The sequence below is a fragment of the Streptomyces sp. DSM 15324 genome (assembly GCF_001514285.1).
GTDB lineage: Bacteria > Actinomycetota > Actinomycetes > Streptomycetales > Streptomycetaceae > Streptomyces.
The window spans coordinates 239,024-254,911 of record NZ_KQ949035.1; the positions used below are offsets into that span (position 1 = coordinate 239,024).

Consider the following 15,888-nt stretch of genomic DNA (forward strand, 5'->3'; position numbering starts at 1 on the left):
CCGTGTCGTCCCCCGGGAGGGCGAGTTGTCGAGCGACTCATGGGTGGCCCTGGAACCAGGGGCCGATGCAGCCGAGCGGGCACGGATCCTGCGCCGGGCGTACCAGACGTTCACCGAGGCGGGCACTGTCGCCCGACCGGTGCGGTCGGTGGTGGCCGATTCGTGGCGGCGGTCGGCGCGGGCGGGGGTCGGTCCCGACGGCACCGCGAGTGTGGAGCTGACCGACGGCGCTCTCGGCAGCTACCGGTCCGAGCATCCGCTGGCGCGGGTGATGCCGCTGTTCCGGGAGCTCATGGGTACCTTCGCCGCCGACGGCGAGCATCTCCTCGCGGTGTGCGACGCGCACGGCAGGCTGTTGTGGGTCGAGGGCCACGCGGCGACGCGCAAGCGGGCCGGGACGATGAACTTCGTGCCGGGTGCGCGGTGGTCGGAGAGCGCCGTCGGGACGAACGCACCGGGCACGGCGGTCGCCCTGGACCGGCCGGTGCAGGTGTTCGCCGCCGAGCACTTCATCCGGCGGGTGCAGCCGTGGACGTGCGCGGCCGCGCCGGTGCACGATCCGCGGACCGGACGGGTGCTGGGGGCGGTGGACATCACCGGCGGGGACGGTCTGGCCCATCCGCACAGCCTGGGCTTCGTCCAGGCGGTCGCGCGGGCCGCGGAGTCCCAGCTCGCCCTGCTCGTGCCCGAGTCGCCGCAGCTCGACGTACCCGAGCTGTCCGTGCTCGGCCGGGACGAGGCGCGGCTGGTCACCGGTGGCCGCAGTGTGCGGCTCAGCCGCCGGCACAGCGAGATCCTGGTGCTGCTGGCCCGTCATCCGGAGGGTCTGACCGGCGACGAGCTGCTGTGCGCGCTGTACGAGGACGAGACGGTGACGCCGGTGACCCTGCGGGCGGAACTCGCCCGGCTGCGCGGGGTGCTGGGGCCCGGGCTGCTGGCCTCGCGCCCCTACCGGCTCACGGTTCCCCTGGAGTCGGACGTGGCGATCGTCGAACGGCGCCTGGCCTCGGGGGCGTTGACGGCCGCCGCGGCGGGGTATTCCGGGCCGCTGCTGCCGGCGTCGCAGGCCCCGGCGGTCGTACGGCTGCGGCAGCGTCTCGCCGACGGGCTGCGTGCCGCGCTGATCGCCGGCCGTGATCCCGACCTCCTGGCGGACTGGGCGCACGCGCCGTGGGGTGAGGACGACCTGGACGTCTGGCGGGCGCTGGCGGCGGCCCGTCCGACGGCGGCGACTCGGGCGCGGCTGGCGGCGCTGGAGGCGGAACTGAGCGCGCCGGACGGCTGGCCCCGGCCCGGGCCGGCAGCCGCGGGGATCACCGCAACGTCGCTGCAACGTCCGGGTCCCTAGCCTCCGGGCAGAGCCGTCCAACGGCGGGCGGCCCTGCTGAGGGAGGCACACCCCCATGACCCGTTACGCGGCGCCCGGCACCGAGGGCGCGATCGTCTCCTACCAGGCGCGCTACGACCACTTCATCGGCGGGGAGTACGTGCCGCCGGCCCGCGGGCAGTACTTCGAGAACCCGTCCCCCGTCAACGGGCAGCCCTTCACCGAGGTGGCGCGCGGCACGGCGGAGGACGTGGAGCGGGCGCTCGACGCGGCACACGCGGCGGCGCCGGGGTGGGGGCGTACGTCGGCGACCGAGCGCTCGGACATCCTGCTGAAGATCGCGGACCGCATGGAGGCCTACCTCGAGCCTCTCGCGGTCGCGGAGACCTGGGAGAACGGCAAGCCGGTCCGGGAGACGCTCGCGGCGGACATCCCGCTGGCCATCGACCACTTCCGCTACTTCGCGGGGGCGGTGCGCGCGCAGGAGGGCTCGCTCAGCGAGATCGACGACGACACGGTGGCGTACCACTTCCACGAGCCCCTCGGGGTCGTCGCGCAGATCATCCCGTGGAACTTCCCGATCCTGATGGCCTCGTGGAAGCTGGCGCCGGCGCTCGCGGCGGGCAACGCGGTGGTCATCAAGCCGGCCGAGCAGACGCCGGTCTCCCTGCACTACTGGATGAGCCTGATCGCGGACCTGCTGCCGCCGGGCGTGGTGAACATCGTCAACGGCTTCGGCCCGGAGGCGGGCAAGCCGCTCGCGTCCAGCCCCCGGGTGGCGAAGGTGGCGTTCACGGGCGAGACCTCCACGGGCCGGCTGATCATGCAGTACGCCGCGGAGAACCTGAAGCCCGTCACGCTGGAACTGGGCGGCAAGTCGCCGAACATCTTCTTCGACGACGTGTGGGACAAGGACGACGACCTGCGCGACAAGGCCCTCGAAGGGTTCACCATGTTCGCGCTGAACCAGGGCGAGGTGTGCACCTGTCCGTCGCGCGGTCTGATCCAGCGCGGGAACTACGGCGACTTCCTCCAGGCGGCCGTCGCCCGCACCGAGCTGATCAAGCCCGGCAACCCGCTCGACACCGACACGATGATCGGCGCGCAGGCCTCCAGCGAGCAGCTGTCGAAGATCCTGTCCTACATCGACATCGGCAGGCAGGAGGGCGCCAAGGTGCTCACCGGCGGTGAGCGCGCCGAGCATGACGGCGAGCTGAAGGGCGGCTACTACGTCCAGCCGACGATCTTCGAGGGCGACAACCGGATGCGTGTCTTCCAGGAGGAGATCTTCGGACCGGTCGTCTCGGTGGCCTCCTTCGACGACTTCGACGACGCCATCAAGATCGCCAACGACACCCCCTACGGCCTCGGAGCGGGTGTCTGGACCCGCGACATGAACACGGCGTACCGCGCGGGCCGGGCGATCCAGGCGGGCCGCGTCTGGACGAACTGCTACCACGCCTACCCGGCGCATGCCGCCTTCGGCGGGTACAAGCAGTCGGGGATCGGCCGCGAGACGCACAAGATGATGCTGGAGCACTACCAGCAGACGAAGAACCTGCTGGTGTCGTACTCCCCGAGGAAGCTGGGCTTCTTCTAGAGGCACGAAAAGAGGCGCCTGACCTGAGCTTTTGCCTGCCAGGCGCCTTCCTCTCGGCTGGCCCAGAGCAAGGACCGACGCACGTCATAACTCCCAGTTCCTGCCAGTGCTTCCGGACCAGTCACGGATCAGACCCCGACCTCCGTGCCCGCGCCCACGTTGTGCCATATGCAGTCCCAGTTGACGCGGCCCTCGGCGAGGAGCTGCGCGCAGGTGTCTGTCTCCTCGCCGGAGGCGTACCGGCGGCGGGTCTCCAGCCGCCAGGCGGAGAGCTTCAGGGTGGTGCATGCCAGTGAGTTCGGCGAAGTGGATGAACTGCGGCAGGTGGACGGGCTCCTTGGGGCCGAAGTCGGCGAGCAGCGGGGTGGTGGGTGGATACCCCGTCCCGATCGGCGTCGGTCATCTCGTCGTCGACCCGGGCGAACGGGCGCCCGTCCGCCCAAGGCCCGGCTCGTCCGGCTGATCGCCGGACTCACCCGGCGGCCGGGCACGGTGCCATACCGGCAGGCGGTGCCGGACGGTCCGTACGAGGCGCTCGCCGCCCGCCTGCACGACGGCCGGGTCATCGTCGTCGCCCAGCCCACCGACAGGCCGGTGCCCGACCTCGTGTCGTACGCCCCGAAGTCCCCGCCTCATACGAAGAGCCCGGCTTGCCGCTTCGCCGCCCCTGACCAGCACTTCAGCGCTACGGTGATCCGTAGATCGGCCCTGGCGTTGCCCTGCCCCCGTGAGGCGGCACCAGGGCCGTCTGCGTACTCACCATCGGCGAGAAGCTCACATTCAATGGGCTCGGCCACGGCCTGCCGACCGCGTCAAGGTCCTCCCTGTCCAGGTGGGACGTGGCGCCGAACCGCGCGCGTCGACGGACATCCACGCGGCGATCGTGGACCTGCTCGCGGGGCATCTGCCGGCAACGGACAGGCGGTGGCGCTCTCCGGGGTGGCGCCCGGAGCTCTTCGTGGGGCGGCCACGAGGGCCGTTGTCAGAGGCGATCGGCAAGATTGCGGCCATGATTGTCACTCCTGTCACTCCGCCACGGCCGATCGACGTTGCCGCGGTCTTTCCCCAACTGGCCCCGCTGGCCCGCACGGCGACCCGTCTGCACCCCCGCCCTGGGGCGCCGACGTGGCACGACAGCTCAATCGGCGGGCCGCTGCTGTGGCCCGCCGAGGAGCCGTGGCCGCACTGCGAGGAACCGCATGTGGTGGACGGCATCAACCCAGCCCAGTCCCCGGCGGATCTGCGGCTGGTGCGACGGATCTTCGCCGCCTCGCACGGCCGGGACCTGACTCCGGAGGAACGGGAGACTCTCGAGCGGATCCGGCCCCGTCAGACGTATCCCGTGAGGCTGGCGGTCCAGTCGTACGACGGCCCCATAGCGATGCTGCCCGTCGCGCAGCTGTACGTAAGGGATGTGACCCGTCTGAGCCCGCCGAACGGTAAGGACCTGCTGCAGGTTCTGTGGTGCCCTTTCGATCACCCGATCATGCCGAGGACCCTGCTCTTCTGGCGTTCCGCAGCCGCCGTCACCGACATTCTCGAGACGCCCCCCGAGCCACCCGCAGTGCAGTTCGACGGCTATCTGCCGGAACCGTGCGTGCTCGAACCGGAGCAGATCACCGAGTACCCCGACCATCTGGAGCTGAGCGAAGAACTGCGGGAGCAGCTCAAGCAGTGGAGTGTGCCGCAGGCAGCAGAGGAAGGCATGGACCCGGACGTGTACTACGACCGTGTGCTGTCCAACGCACCGGGCTGGAAAGTCGGCGGCTGGCCCGCTTGGGACTCCACCGACCCCAGCCCGCAGCTCTGTTCCGAGTGCGGCACCGGCATGGAGGTCCTGATGACCATTGCCACGTTTGAAGATGGGGACGACGCCGGGAACAGCTGGTCTCCGCACCCCCACCCAGGTGCTGGACCGTACCCCGGCCACCGCGGCTACAACGCGACCGGGGTCCAGATAGGCAGCGGCTACCGGCAGCACCTGTTCGTCTGCCCGGCGAAGCCCGAGCATCCGCACATCGAGTTGATGACGTAGCCCGTCCGCAGTGTGCAGCCCGCCGCCAGCAGTGATCGAGCAGTAGTTCTCGTAGTAGCCGTTCACGGGCGAGCCGGCGCCCGGTGATGGCGCCGTCGGTGTCGTCCAGAAGGGCGATGCGCGCGGTGATGCGTTTGCCGACCGGCTCGCGCTGCGCCTCGAAACCCTGGGCCCCGGCCATGACGACCTCCAGGCCGGGCTGCCCGACCCGCCCAGCGTCCATCACGCTCTGTGTCCACCCGAACGCGGTGATCTGTCCGCCGAAGCCGGTACCTGGCATCATGAAGGACCGGCCGGGGGGGAGGGCGCGGCGTGACGGGCATCGCCCTGAACGTAGTGATCGGTCTCGTTACCAGCATGCTCAGTGGGGGGACGGTCTGGGTGTGGCAGCGACAGGCCAGACGCCGTGTCCTGCGCCGCAAGGCGGGCTTCTTCGGCATCATGCCGGGCGATCCGTGCATCGTCGTCATGAACAACAAGTGGGACGCCCCCGGAACAGCTCAACATCGGGATGTGCAGGCCGTACTGAAGGCCGCGCTCCTTGCCGCGGAGCAGGGCTGCGAGGTGACGATGCGCTCCAGCGACGAGTTCCGCGGCAGCAACGGCGGAGCCGTGGAGTTCTGCATCGGAAGCCCCGAGAACGGATCGAACGTACGCACAGGCGGGCATCTCCGTCATAATCTGCCCGGCGTGACCGTCCACCCTTTCGACGAACCGGGCCTCTCGATGGCGATCGAGGTCGGCGGCGAGGTGTTCGGGTGGGATCGCGGTGAGCAGGAGCACGCCTTGGTCGCGAAGTTCGTCCCGCCGGGTGCTCAGCGACCGGTCGTGCTGATCAGCGGTCAGACCTCTCTCGCCAACCATGCCGCCGTGCACTACCTGATGACCTCGTGGCGGGACCTGGCCGCCCGGCTGGATCACACGGAACGGTTCTGCGTCGTTCTACGGATCGACTCCATCCGCACGTACGGCTTCCACGGCGCGACCTTCGCCCGTGACGTCACTGCCTCCGCGTTCCGCGCCGTGGCGTAGGCACTTCGGCGGGGTGGCTTCAGGGCTGGGGTGCTTCCCTGCGCCGCTCCTTCAGCCGCGGTCGGCGAGCACCCCACGAGCAGCGTCGAGGAGTTGTCGCGCGGCATCGTCCCAACTGCGTGCCTGGGCCATGGCGTCGCGCAGGCGACGAGCCCGGGTCAGTGCCTCTTCGGGGTGGGCGATGACTTCCGCGATCCTATGGGCCCACAACTCCTCGTCCTCCTCGCCGCCGGTGACGGGCAGGACCACATGGCGTGCGAGGTCGGGGTCCACTTCGGTGATCAACTCCCCCACACCACTGTCGGCGCTCATGAGACAGGGAATCCCCGCACGGACGTGTTCCGAGCTGACGAGACCGAACGCCTCGGCAAGCGACGGCATCAACGCCAGCCACACGCGTCCCAGGTCATGTTCCAGCCGAGCCTGGTCGGTGGTGTAGTTGCGGGGCAGCAGCTTCAGCCGTGGCTCGGTCACCCATGGTGACAACTTGCGGACGAGCCGGTCGCCTTGGCCCGGGCGCACCCCTCGCAGCATGAGGTCGACACGCTTGATGTCGGGACGCAGTCGAAGGGCCCGATTGGTGGCCCGTACGGCGAGAACGACGCCCTTGGTGTCCCCGTCCTCCAACCTGCCCATCAGCGTCACCAGTGGGTTTCCCCGCAGCCTCTCGGGAGGAGACACGGGCGAGGGGTCGAATCCCGGATCCAGTCGATGGGGAGGCGGAGCCGAGCGCGGGAGATCACGTTCGAGCATGTCGAACAGGACTGGTCCGACTCCGACCGCCCGCGAGGCCCTGCCTCCCACCTGCCAGTCGTTCCATGAACGTTCTTCGGCGCGCCACGCGGGGTCCTCCTTCCTCCCCGACTTGAGCAACTCCAGGAGATCCGGTTCCGTGTGCACGAAGTGGAAGTGGCACGCTCGCTGGTAGAAGTCCTCGACCAGGGCCAGCGCATAGGGCCCGGTCACCTGGCCGTGCCCGATGACGACATCCGGCTTGCCACCGCCAGGGAGGCGCGGCGGACGCAAGATGATCTGCTCGTCCCTCAGCCCGGGCGTTGCCGTGGACGCCACCAGCGTCACCTTCGCCTTCGCGGCATCGAGCCGTTCCTTCTCGGAGAAGGATCCGGCGATCAGGCACCAGACTTCGACGTCTTCGATCGCCGCCAGCGCGATACACAGTTCCCGGTTGATCGTGCTGATCCCGCCCCGTGCGGAGAACCACTCGTCGGCGACCGCCAGTACACGCACGGGCTTTGGCTGTGGCCTCGACTCGAGGATGCCGTGCCCGGCGCCTCGTCCTCGTCCTGCTCCAAGGCCGCCGCCGACCAAGCCGTCCCGTCCCACCCGAGCCGATCGGGGCCGTCGGTGCCCTCCGCGCTCTGTGCGAGCTCCTGGACGTTCGGGCGCGCCTGTCCCCCCACCGCACGGCCGGCTTCCCCCATGGCCCTCTGTCCCACCTGACGGAAGAGACTGAGGACGCCCCCGCCCAGGGCAGTCCACCGGCATCGGCCGAACGCGGAACACCCGAGTCTCTTCCGGCCGCCCCCGAAAGAGGTACTGCCTTGTCCACCCTGCCCAAGGCCACCATTCTGGAGCCACACCCAGAGCCCGTCCCGGCGAAATCAGGAGCCCCGTCGGTGCCGGCGCCCCCGTCGGCGCTCACCACGGCACCAGGCATCGTCCATCTCGACACCGCCCTCCGGGTCGTGGACGCGAACGACGCGTTCTGCGAGCAGTTCGGGCTCGTACGGGCAGAGGTGACGGGGGAACCTCTGGCACGGTTCTTCCACCCGACGGCCGCGGGGAGCCTGGAGGAACCTTTCTCCCAACTCGTCGACGGGCGGTGCGGCGACTTCAGCATCCGCCTGACACTCACGGACGGGACCCTCACGGACAGGGACTGCCTGGTCACGGGCCTCACGCTCAACACCGTCCTGCATGTCTGCCGCACGGACTGCGCCGCGATCGCGCTCATCGTCCCGGACGCCGTCCACAGCCCCACGCTCACACCGGCCACGACACTCTCCGAGGTGCCCGCCCGCATCCTGGAAGGCGTGGCCGCCGGGCTGTCCACCCAGCAGTTGGCCTCACGGCTCGGCCTCAGCAGCCACGGCGTCGAGTACCACATCAGCGCGATGCTGAAGAAGCTGCAGGCCCCCACCCGGTCCGCGCTCGTCGCCCGCGCCTATGCGCTGAACATCCTCGTCCCGCACTGCTGGCCGCCCCGGGTCAGGCCCCAGCAGATGGCGCGGTTCCCGGTCGGCAGGTCCGCCTGCGCCGACTCGGGCCCCGCGCCCGCGGACCGCGCCCAGGTGTCGGCATCCCGCCCGTCCGACAACGTCATCGACGCTCGACGGCCCGCACCGGTGCTCACCGCAGGCGGCCACCACTCCGAGTTGGAAAGCGCATGAGCCGAACACGCCCAACCCGCCGGCGTAGTGGGGCACTTCGCTCCACCGCCGTCGGAGCGCGGGCCGAACACGAGCACCGAGCGAACGGATCCAGCCATGGCCACTGACACCCACCGGGCGGACATCGACATGATGGCCGCAGGGGCCGAGGCCGTGAGCCGCAACACCGGCATCATCAGCGAACGGGAACAGGCGGCCCTGCGCGCCGCGACCGTACTCGTCGCGGGATGCGGCGGCGGTGGCGGGGTCGTCGAACCCCTGGCCCGGCTCGGTGTGCTGCGCTTCCGGCTCGCCGACCCCGACGTCTTCGACGTCTCGAACCTGAACCGGCAGGCCTGTGTACAGGCCGACCTGGGCCGTTCGAAGCCCACGGCGATCGCCGACCGGATGCGCACGCTCAACCCCTCGGCCGAAGTGACCGTCTACCCGCAGGGGCTGACCCTGGAGAACCTCGACGAGGCACTCGACGGCGTCCACATCGTCTTCGACGCCATCGACCCGACGATGTCGTCCTGGGTCAAGTACCAGCTGCACGAGCGGGCCGCCCGGCTCGGCATCCCCGTCCTGGCGGGTATGGACTTCGGCGGGAGACCGACCCTGTACGTCTTCGACTACCGGCGCAACCCGGTGCCGTTCTACGGCAGGGCGAGCGCCGAGGCACACCGCGAGAACCGCCTGTGGGAATCGATGCGGTGGATCGGCAGTACTCACGTTCCCAGCGACTTCCTGGCCGTGCAGACCGACCGGCGCGTCAACGGGGGCTCCTGGCCGCAGATCGGGTACTGCGTCCTCGGCCTGGCCACACTGACCGCGAGAACCGTCGTGGACGTGCTCATGAACCGCCGGACACGGCATGTCGTCACCATCGACGTGCATGCCGCGGTCATGACCCGCCCGGCCGCCCTGCTGCACCGGGCGCGGCTGCCGGTGGAGATCGTACGGTCCCGACGGGCGCTACGCGCCGCCTCCCGGCGCACCCCGCTCCGGCCCTCAGCCGCGCCAGAGCCCCCGCGCCCACTGCCCGAGCGGCTCGCCGGCGTGCTGGACGGCGCCCGGCTCGCCCCTTCCGCCTTCAACGCCCAGCCCTGGGCGTTCGAACTCCTCGACGACCGCACGGTCCGGCTGGCGCACGACCCGCAGCGCTGGCCCGCCGCCGTCAAGGACCCGCTGGGCTGGGCGGAGAGCCTCGGCTGCGCTCTGGGAGCCATGGCCTACCTGGCGCACGGCGAGTGAGAGGCCTCGACCGCGTCGGATCAGCCGGCCGACGAGGACGGGATGCCCGCGTACGTCGGCCGGTTCCACTGCGACCGCCTCCGCGACGACGTCCTCGTCCGGCAGGGCGCGCTCGGCCTGCGCTCCACCCACCGCGAGAGCCTGCTGCGCACCCCTCTCGACAGGGCGACGGCGAAGCGGATCGAATTGCTGAGCGGCGAGCGGAACCTCGCCCTGGAGACGGTGACCGGCCCCACCGCCCTGGCCCGGCTCGCCCGGACCGAGCTCGACTCGGCCATGGCCGCCGATCCGGCGTCGGACGCCCGACTCCGGGCCTGGCTGCGGGAACGCGCACGGCACGACAGCGGCCGCCGTTCCTTCGGGGAACCGCGCGACCTCCTCGACCACTCGGGGGCGACCGGCGTGCTCGCCCGCGCCGTCGACAGCGAGGCGGTACCGCGGGCGCTGGTCCGCCGACTGGCCTCGGCGACGGCCGGCGCGCGGGCACGGAGGCTGCGCGACTGCGGGGCCGTGCTCGTCCTGCGCGGCCCGCGCCGGACCGTCGCCGACCGCCTCGAAGCGGGAGCCACGCTGATGCGCATCTGGCTCGCACTGACCGAGGCCGGATATGCCGCCCAGCCGCTGGGCGGCGAGTTCGGTCGCCCGACGGCCGGACTCGGCCCCGACGGGTACCACGGGGTCCTGGCGGTCCTGCGAACCGGACGGTCCACGACCACGCCGCACCACCAGGGCGCGCGCTGCCGGATCGAGGACTCCGTCCGGTGGGCCCGATAGCCCCCGTCCCCGTCAGCGGCGCCGTCCGACGAAGTCCAGGATGTGCCCGTACACATCGAGAGCGGCGGCGCGGCCGAAGAAGGTGTCCAGGTGGCCGTAGCCGGGGATTTCCCGGTACTCCACGTCCAACTGAGGCTGACTGCGCGCGAGGGCCTCGTGGCAGAGCTTCTGGGAGTCGAGCCACAAGCCGTTCTCACTGCCGGCGATGAGCAGTACCGGTGTGTCGATGCGTCCCGCCGCATCGAGGGCGTTCTGCGGCAGCGCCCGGTAGCGGTGGTCGTGTAGGTGGGGCTCGGCACCATCGCCGTGCTGTCCGACGCACAACTGGCCGCCCTGGCAGGCGCTCTGTCCCAGCTCGACCCCAAGCACCACGTGCTGTGGAAGCTGCCGGCCGACCAGCAGGCCAGGCTGCCCACACCGTTGCCCGCGCACATACAGGTGCGCGAGTGGGTCCCTCCCAGCTGGACGTGCTCGCCCATCCGCATGTGCGGGCCTTCGTCACTCACGGCGGGGGCAACGGACCGCTGGGGCAAGCTCCTGCGCGAGGCAGGCGGGGTGCACCGGGCCGCCGATCTCATCCTCGCCCATCGTGACGGCACCGTCCTGTAAGCCTTGACTCCGTCGGGGAGCTCGGGTCCGCCGAGGCGCTCGATGTCGACGGTGACGGCCGCCACCCCCAACCCGGCGGCCGCGTAGCCGAACTTCGCCGTACGCGCTGTGGAGCCAGGCCTCGACGTGCAGTTCCCGCAGGTCGACCGCCGCGGCTCCGGCCAGGCGATGCTCGCGCGGGAGAGCCACGAACAGCTCGTCCTCGCACAGCAGGGTGTGCACGGCTCATCGAGCACACGGCGAACTGAACACGCCTTCCCGCCCACGAAGAGGGCCGACGTACAAGAGCGGCAGGCCCGGCCGCGCCTTCCGAAGGTCCGGTTCTGCATTTTCTGTTATGCCAATTGACACATCATTAAATGTCGCCCTAGGGTCCTGCCCATGGAGGAGCGCAGGGGACGCGGTCGGCCCCGGAAGAACCCGGAGCAGCTCGCGCGATGGACACCGCCCGATGGCTGGTCCCGGCTGGTCGCCTGGATCTCGCCCGAAGAGAAGAAGGCGTTGAAGCGGGTTGCCGTCGAGGCGGACGTTTCGGTGGCGGACCTGGTCCGCGCGCTGGCGGGCGGCCTGGCGTCCGGTGCCCTCACTCACGAGGAACTGGTCGGGCACGTCAGAAAGGGGCTGCGGGTCATGGAGAAGATCCCCACACTGTTCGAGCGGGACGGGGACTTTCGGGTCGTCGACCGGCCGCGGGTGGAGTGCGCGTGGGTGTTCGACGGCGAGGGGGCCCCGACGGAGAAGCTCGACGGAACCAACGTCCGCCTCACCGTCCGGGCCGGCCGGCTGGTACGGGTGGAGAAGCGACGCAACCCGAACAGGCTGCAGAAGGAGCAGGGGATCAAGGACGGCTGGTACGTCGACGCCCATGAGGGCGCGGCGGAGGACAAGTGGGTTCTCGCCGCCGCCCGCAATACCGACGTCACCTCCTGGCCGGACGGCGAGCACTCCTGCGAAGCGCTCGGCCCCCGCATCCAGGGCAACCCCCTGCGGCTGGACGACCACCGGTGCGTGCCGTTCAACCTGGAGGTGCCGGTCTACCACGGCGTGCCCCGCGACTACGCGGGCCTGCGTGACTTCCTGACCCGGCTGGAGAGCCGCTTCGCCCCCGGCACACTGGCCGAGGGCATCGTCTTCCACCACCCGGACGGTCGCCGCGCCAAGATCAAGCGCAAGGACTTCCCTGCCGCCGCCTAGAACCAGAACACACGACCTTCGTTGTGCCGCCGCGTATGGAGAGACCGGAGACCGTCTGTGAGTGACCGCCGCACAAAGCTCTTCGTATCCCCGGACAAGAGCCGGTTCGGGCGCGTGGCACTGGCGATCGTGCCGGCGGTCATCGTGCCGGGTATCAGCATGGTGCGCTTGCTCGCGGGCGGACGCGGCACCAGTGAGGGGCTCGGGCCGGCGGCGGTACCCGCGGCCATCGCCCTCGTCGCGCTCCCCTTCCTGTGGTACGTGGTCTATGCGGTCCTGCACACCCTGAACACGTATGTGGCATGGGTGGACGGCACCGTCCTGGTGCGCAACTGGGCGCGCCGGCTGACCACCGTCGAAGGGCCCGGCTTCGTGGCCCGGACCCATATCAACTCCAGCGGCATCGCCGGGGCGGTGCTCGTCGTGGGCGACGACCGCGCCGCCGTCATGCTCAATCCCCGCCAGTGGCGTGAGGACGAACTCGACGAGGTGTGGCGCAGGGCGGCTTTCCAGCAGCAGTTCGGAGGTACGCCGACCCCCCGTGAACTGCGCAGGCGTTACCCGACGATCCGGATACCTCTCTACATCCGGTATCCGGGCATCGTCTACACCTTCTGGACCATCCTCGTCATTCTCTACATCGGAGTGGTGGTCAACGTCTTCGCCCGCATCTGAGGGTGCGGCGAACCGGACGGCGCGAGTGGAGCCGGGATGATCCAGGCTCCACTCCTCGGTGCGGATGAGTCACTGTGCCGTAGGCGGTACCGGTGCCGGGCTAACGGACCGTCACCGTGCCGCTGTTGAGTGCGTTGAGGACGGCGGTGTACGCGGGCTTCTTGCTGCCGTTGCCGTTGAACAGCAGCGGCGTCTGGTCCGATCGCCAGGAATCGGTGTCGCGCACACCCCAGACGGTGATGCCGAGGCAGCGCCGGACGGCCAGGCAGTCGTTGACCACGTTCGCGTACGTCGCGGCCGGAGCACCCTGGATGTCGAGTTCGGTGATCGCCACGTCGACGCCGAGGGCGGCGAAGTTCTGCAGGGTGGTGCGGAAGTTGCTGTTGTAGGGGCTGCCGCTGTTGAAGTGCGACTGGAAGCCGACGCAGTCGATCGGCACGCCGCGCTGCTTGAAGTCCCGGACCATGGAGTACATGGCCTGGGTCTTGGCCCAGGTCCAGTTCTCGACGTTGTAGTCGTTGTAGCAGAGCTTGGCGGCCGGGTCTGCGGCGCGCGCGGTGCGGAAGGCGACCTCGATCCAGTCGTTGCCGGTGCGCTGCAGGTTGGAGTCGCGCCGGGCTCCCGAACTGCCGTCGGCGAAGGCCTCGTTCACGACGTCCCACTGGGCGATCTTGCCCCTGTAGTGGGCCATCACGCCGTTGATGTGGTTGATCATCGCCTGGCGCAGCGTGCTGCCGCTGAGGCTCTGCATCCAGCCGGGCTGCTGGGAGTGCCAGGCCAGGGTGTGGCCGCGCACCCGCTTGCCGTTCTGCACCGCCCAGTTGTAGACACGGTCGCCGGCGCTGAAGTTGAACTGGCCCCGCTGCGGTTCGGTGGCGTCGATCTTCATCTCGTTCTCGGGCGTCACCATGTTGAACTCACGGTTCGCGATCGTCGTGTACGCCGAGTCGCCCAGCCTCCCGGAGGCGATGGCCGTGCCGAAATAGCGGCCGCTCCGCGCCGCGGCGGCGCCGAGCGTGCTCTCGGCGGCGTGCGCGCTCGGCGGCGCGACCAGTACGGCGGCCATCCCGAGGACGCCGACGACCAGCGCCAGCAGCAGACCGCGGACCTTCCGGCGGATTACGGTTCTGGGAAGGGCAAAACAGCCCATGACTGTGCCTCCTGGGTAGGAATCAGAGAAGGACTGAAGCGCAGGGGAATGCGTCGCCCGCTCCCACTTGGCAGACGGACAGGGCGGGCCGAAACCCGGGCGGTGCGTGGTTCTGCCGTGCAGCACAGACTCGATGCGACTCGTTCGACATCTCGAACTGCAACCGGCCCCTCAGGCACGGATGATTGAGCTATTGACGATGCATCGTCAATACTCCCCGCAGAAGAAGTTTCGGTTGCCCATCCGAAACTTCCGGAATCCCTGCTCGCGGCCGGAGCGCCTCCGACTGGGTCGACCCGCCTGCCTGACGCGAAGGGAGGAGCATTTCTTGGACACCTCCGTGACAGCTCTTGACCAAAGGACCCTGTATTCCTAGCTTGTGGCGTCGAAGCTTGCGGGAAATCTACGAAACTTTCGAGATCGGCCCCTCTCTCGGCACGTCCGTTCCATGGTTCACCGAGGTCCCTCACCCCCACCTCAAAGGAGGCCCTCCCATGTGGTTCCGCCACTCGTCCGCGGTCCGTCTGAGGCGATCACTCGCCGTCCTCTCGCCCTTGCTGCTGGTCTCGGCCTTCCTCGGTGCCCAGCCCTCCGGCGCGGCACCCGCGGACCCCAACGCCTCGCAGCAGCTGGTCAACCACGACAGCGGCAAGGCCCTCGGCGCCGACACCGCCGCCGCGTGCGATCTTCCGTCGGCGTACCGCTGGACATCGACCGGCGCGCTGGCGCAGCCCAAGGCGGGCTGGGTCTCGCTCAAGGACTTCACGGTCGTCCCGTACAACGGGCGGCAACTCGTCTATGCGACGACGCACGACAACGGGTCGCGCTGGGGTTCGATGAGCTTCAGCCCGTTCACGAACTGGTCGGACATGGCCTCGGCCGGCCAGAACGCGATGTCGGCCTCGACCGTCGCGCCCACCCTCTTCTACTTCGCGCCGAAGAACATCTGGGTGCTCGCCTACCAGTGGGGCGGGACCGCCTTCTCCTACCGGACGTCGACCAACCCCACCAACCCCAATGGCTGGTCATCCCAGCAGGTGCTCTTCTCCGGGAGCATCTCCGGCTCCGGAACAGGCCCCATCGACCAGACGCTCATCGGTGACGGCACGAACATGTACCTGTTCTTCGCCGGTGACAACGGCAAGATCTACCGGGCCAGTATGCCGATCGGGAACTTCCCGGGCAGCTTCGGCTCGGCCTCGACCGTGGTCATGAGCGATACGACCAGCAACCTGTTCGAGGCCCCCCAGGTCTACAAGCTGGAGGGCCAGAACCGCTACCTCATGATCGTCGAGGCCCGGGGTACGAATGAGCGGCGCTACTTCCGCTCGTTCACCGCCACCAGCCTGAACGGTCAGTGGACCCCGCAGGCCGCCACCGAGAGCAACCCCTTCGCCGGCAAGGCCAACAGTGGCGCCACGTGGACCAATGACATCAGCCACGGCGAACTCATCCGCACGAGCCCCGACCAGACCATGACCGTCGATCCCTGCCACCTGCAGTTGCTCTACCAGGGGCGCAGCCCCAACTCCGGCGGTGACTACGGCCTCCTGCCCTACCGTCCGGGTCTGCTGACACTCCAGCGCTGATGGCGTGACAGCACTCCGGCTCCGGTGTGGAACCGGCGTGACGGGCTCGGCGCAAGGCCGAGCCCGCGCGTCGCCGCCGGACCGCGCCGGGTAGGCGTTGACGGCGTCCCGGCAGGGCGCGTGGGGCCAGGGGACCGGGCCGTGGCAGGGCCAGTTCTCGGCGACCCGGGCGCCGCCGGGGACACGTCCTTGGTGACGGCGGAGGCGACGTATCCGCTGTAGCCGAGGTCGCCGACATGCCGGGATGTGAGGCCGGCGG

At 69.8% G+C, this 15,888-nt stretch carries 13 protein-coding genes and 2 pseudogenes; 11 read left to right on the forward strand and 4 right to left on the reverse strand.

Going from position 1 to position 15,888, the window contains the following annotated elements:
• The first annotated feature begins 43 nt into the window (after positions 1–43).
• The 3 genes from AQJ58_RS33800 to AQJ58_RS33810 all read left to right on the forward strand — a co-directional run bounded on the left by AQJ58_RS33800 (position 44) and on the right by AQJ58_RS33810 (position 4,962).
• On the forward strand, positions 44–1,348 hold the full coding sequence (locus AQJ58_RS33800; protein WP_067257065.1) for a GAF domain-containing protein: 1,305 nt from the start codon (positions 44–46) through the stop codon (positions 1,346–1,348).
• A gap of 55 nt (positions 1,349–1,403) precedes the next feature.
• A complete protein-coding gene (locus tag AQJ58_RS33805; protein WP_067257067.1) occupies positions 1,404–2,927 on the forward strand; it encodes an acetaldehyde dehydrogenase ExaC in 1,524 nt (507 codons plus the stop codon).
• Positions 2,928–3,906: 979 nt separating this feature from the next.
• Complete coding sequence (locus AQJ58_RS33810; protein WP_324613853.1) at positions 3,907–4,962, forward strand: hypothetical protein; 1,056 nt, start codon at positions 3,907–3,909, stop codon at positions 4,960–4,962.
• 76 nt (positions 4,963–5,038) lie between these two features.
• Here the strand turns inward: AQJ58_RS33810 and AQJ58_RS45005 are convergent.
• A pseudogene (locus AQJ58_RS45005) lies at positions 5,039–5,182 on the reverse strand (ATP-binding protein); the annotation flags it as partial.
• Positions 5,183–5,274: 92 nt separating this feature from the next.
• On the opposite strand from AQJ58_RS45005, the gene AQJ58_RS33815 reads away from it, so the two are divergent.
• A complete protein-coding gene (locus AQJ58_RS33815) occupies positions 5,275–5,994 on the forward strand; it encodes a hypothetical protein (RefSeq protein WP_079079396.1) in 720 nt (239 codons plus the stop codon).
• A 51-nt stretch (positions 5,995–6,045) separates the two neighbouring features.
• On the opposite strand, the gene AQJ58_RS33820 is transcribed toward AQJ58_RS33815, so the two are convergent.
• Positions 6,046–7,242: a glycosyltransferase family 4 protein gene (locus AQJ58_RS33820; protein WP_067257069.1), complete on the reverse strand. Its 1,197-nt coding sequence runs from the start codon at positions 7,240–7,242 to the stop codon at positions 6,046–6,048.
• 389 nt (positions 7,243–7,631) lie between these two features.
• On the opposite strand from AQJ58_RS33820, the gene AQJ58_RS43570 reads away from it, so the two are divergent.
• From AQJ58_RS43570 to AQJ58_RS45015, 3 genes are all read left to right on the forward strand, one after another.
• Positions 7,632–8,405, forward strand: a complete 774-nt coding sequence (locus AQJ58_RS43570) for a LuxR C-terminal-related transcriptional regulator (protein WP_067257071.1) — start codon at positions 7,632–7,634, stop codon at positions 8,403–8,405.
• Positions 8,406–8,501: 96 nt separating this feature from the next.
• A complete protein-coding gene (locus tag AQJ58_RS45010) occupies positions 8,502–9,638 on the forward strand; it encodes a ThiF family adenylyltransferase (protein WP_234360373.1) in 1,137 nt (378 codons plus the stop codon).
• A gap of 42 nt (positions 9,639–9,680) precedes the next feature.
• Positions 9,681–10,412 carry a nitroreductase family protein gene (locus AQJ58_RS45015; RefSeq protein ID WP_234360374.1) on the forward strand — a complete coding sequence of 244 codons (732 nt, stop codon included), beginning with the start codon at positions 9,681–9,683 and terminating at the stop codon, positions 10,410–10,412.
• 12 nt (positions 10,413–10,424) lie between these two features.
• Here the strand turns inward: AQJ58_RS45015 and AQJ58_RS33835 are convergent, their stop codons facing one another.
• On the reverse strand, positions 10,425–10,598 hold the full coding sequence (locus tag AQJ58_RS33835) for a hypothetical protein (protein ID WP_234360375.1): 174 nt from the start codon (positions 10,596–10,598) through the stop codon (positions 10,425–10,427).
• A 99-nt stretch (positions 10,599–10,697) separates the two neighbouring features.
• On the opposite strand from AQJ58_RS33835, the gene AQJ58_RS42975 reads away from it, so the two are divergent.
• The 3 genes from AQJ58_RS42975 to AQJ58_RS33855 all read left to right on the forward strand — a co-directional run bounded on the left by AQJ58_RS42975 (position 10,698) and on the right by AQJ58_RS33855 (position 12,890).
• Positions 10,698–11,021 (forward strand): hypothetical protein, encoded by a 324-nt coding sequence (locus AQJ58_RS42975; RefSeq protein WP_199844753.1) that lies wholly within the window; start codon positions 10,698–10,700, stop codon positions 11,019–11,021.
• Between the two features lie 381 nt (positions 11,022–11,402).
• On the forward strand, positions 11,403–12,215 hold the full coding sequence (locus tag AQJ58_RS33850) for an RNA ligase family protein (RefSeq protein ID WP_079079398.1): 813 nt from the start codon (positions 11,403–11,405) through the stop codon (positions 12,213–12,215).
• Positions 12,216–12,329: 114 nt separating this feature from the next.
• Positions 12,330–12,890: a hypothetical protein gene (locus AQJ58_RS33855; RefSeq protein WP_159056364.1), complete on the forward strand. Its 561-nt coding sequence runs from the start codon at positions 12,330–12,332 to the stop codon at positions 12,888–12,890.
• A gap of 109 nt (positions 12,891–12,999) precedes the next feature.
• On the opposite strand, the pseudogene AQJ58_RS33860 reads toward AQJ58_RS33855, so the two are convergent.
• Positions 13,000–14,040 (reverse strand): annotated as a pseudogene (locus AQJ58_RS33860) (endo-1,4-beta-xylanase); the annotation flags it as partial.
• Between the two features lie 494 nt (positions 14,041–14,534).
• On the opposite strand from AQJ58_RS33860, the gene AQJ58_RS33865 reads away from it, so the two are divergent.
• Positions 14,535–15,629, forward strand: a complete 1,095-nt coding sequence (locus AQJ58_RS33865) for a non-reducing end alpha-L-arabinofuranosidase family hydrolase (RefSeq protein WP_067257079.1) — start codon at positions 14,535–14,537, stop codon at positions 15,627–15,629.
• Positions 15,630–15,888: the final 259 nt, after the last annotated feature.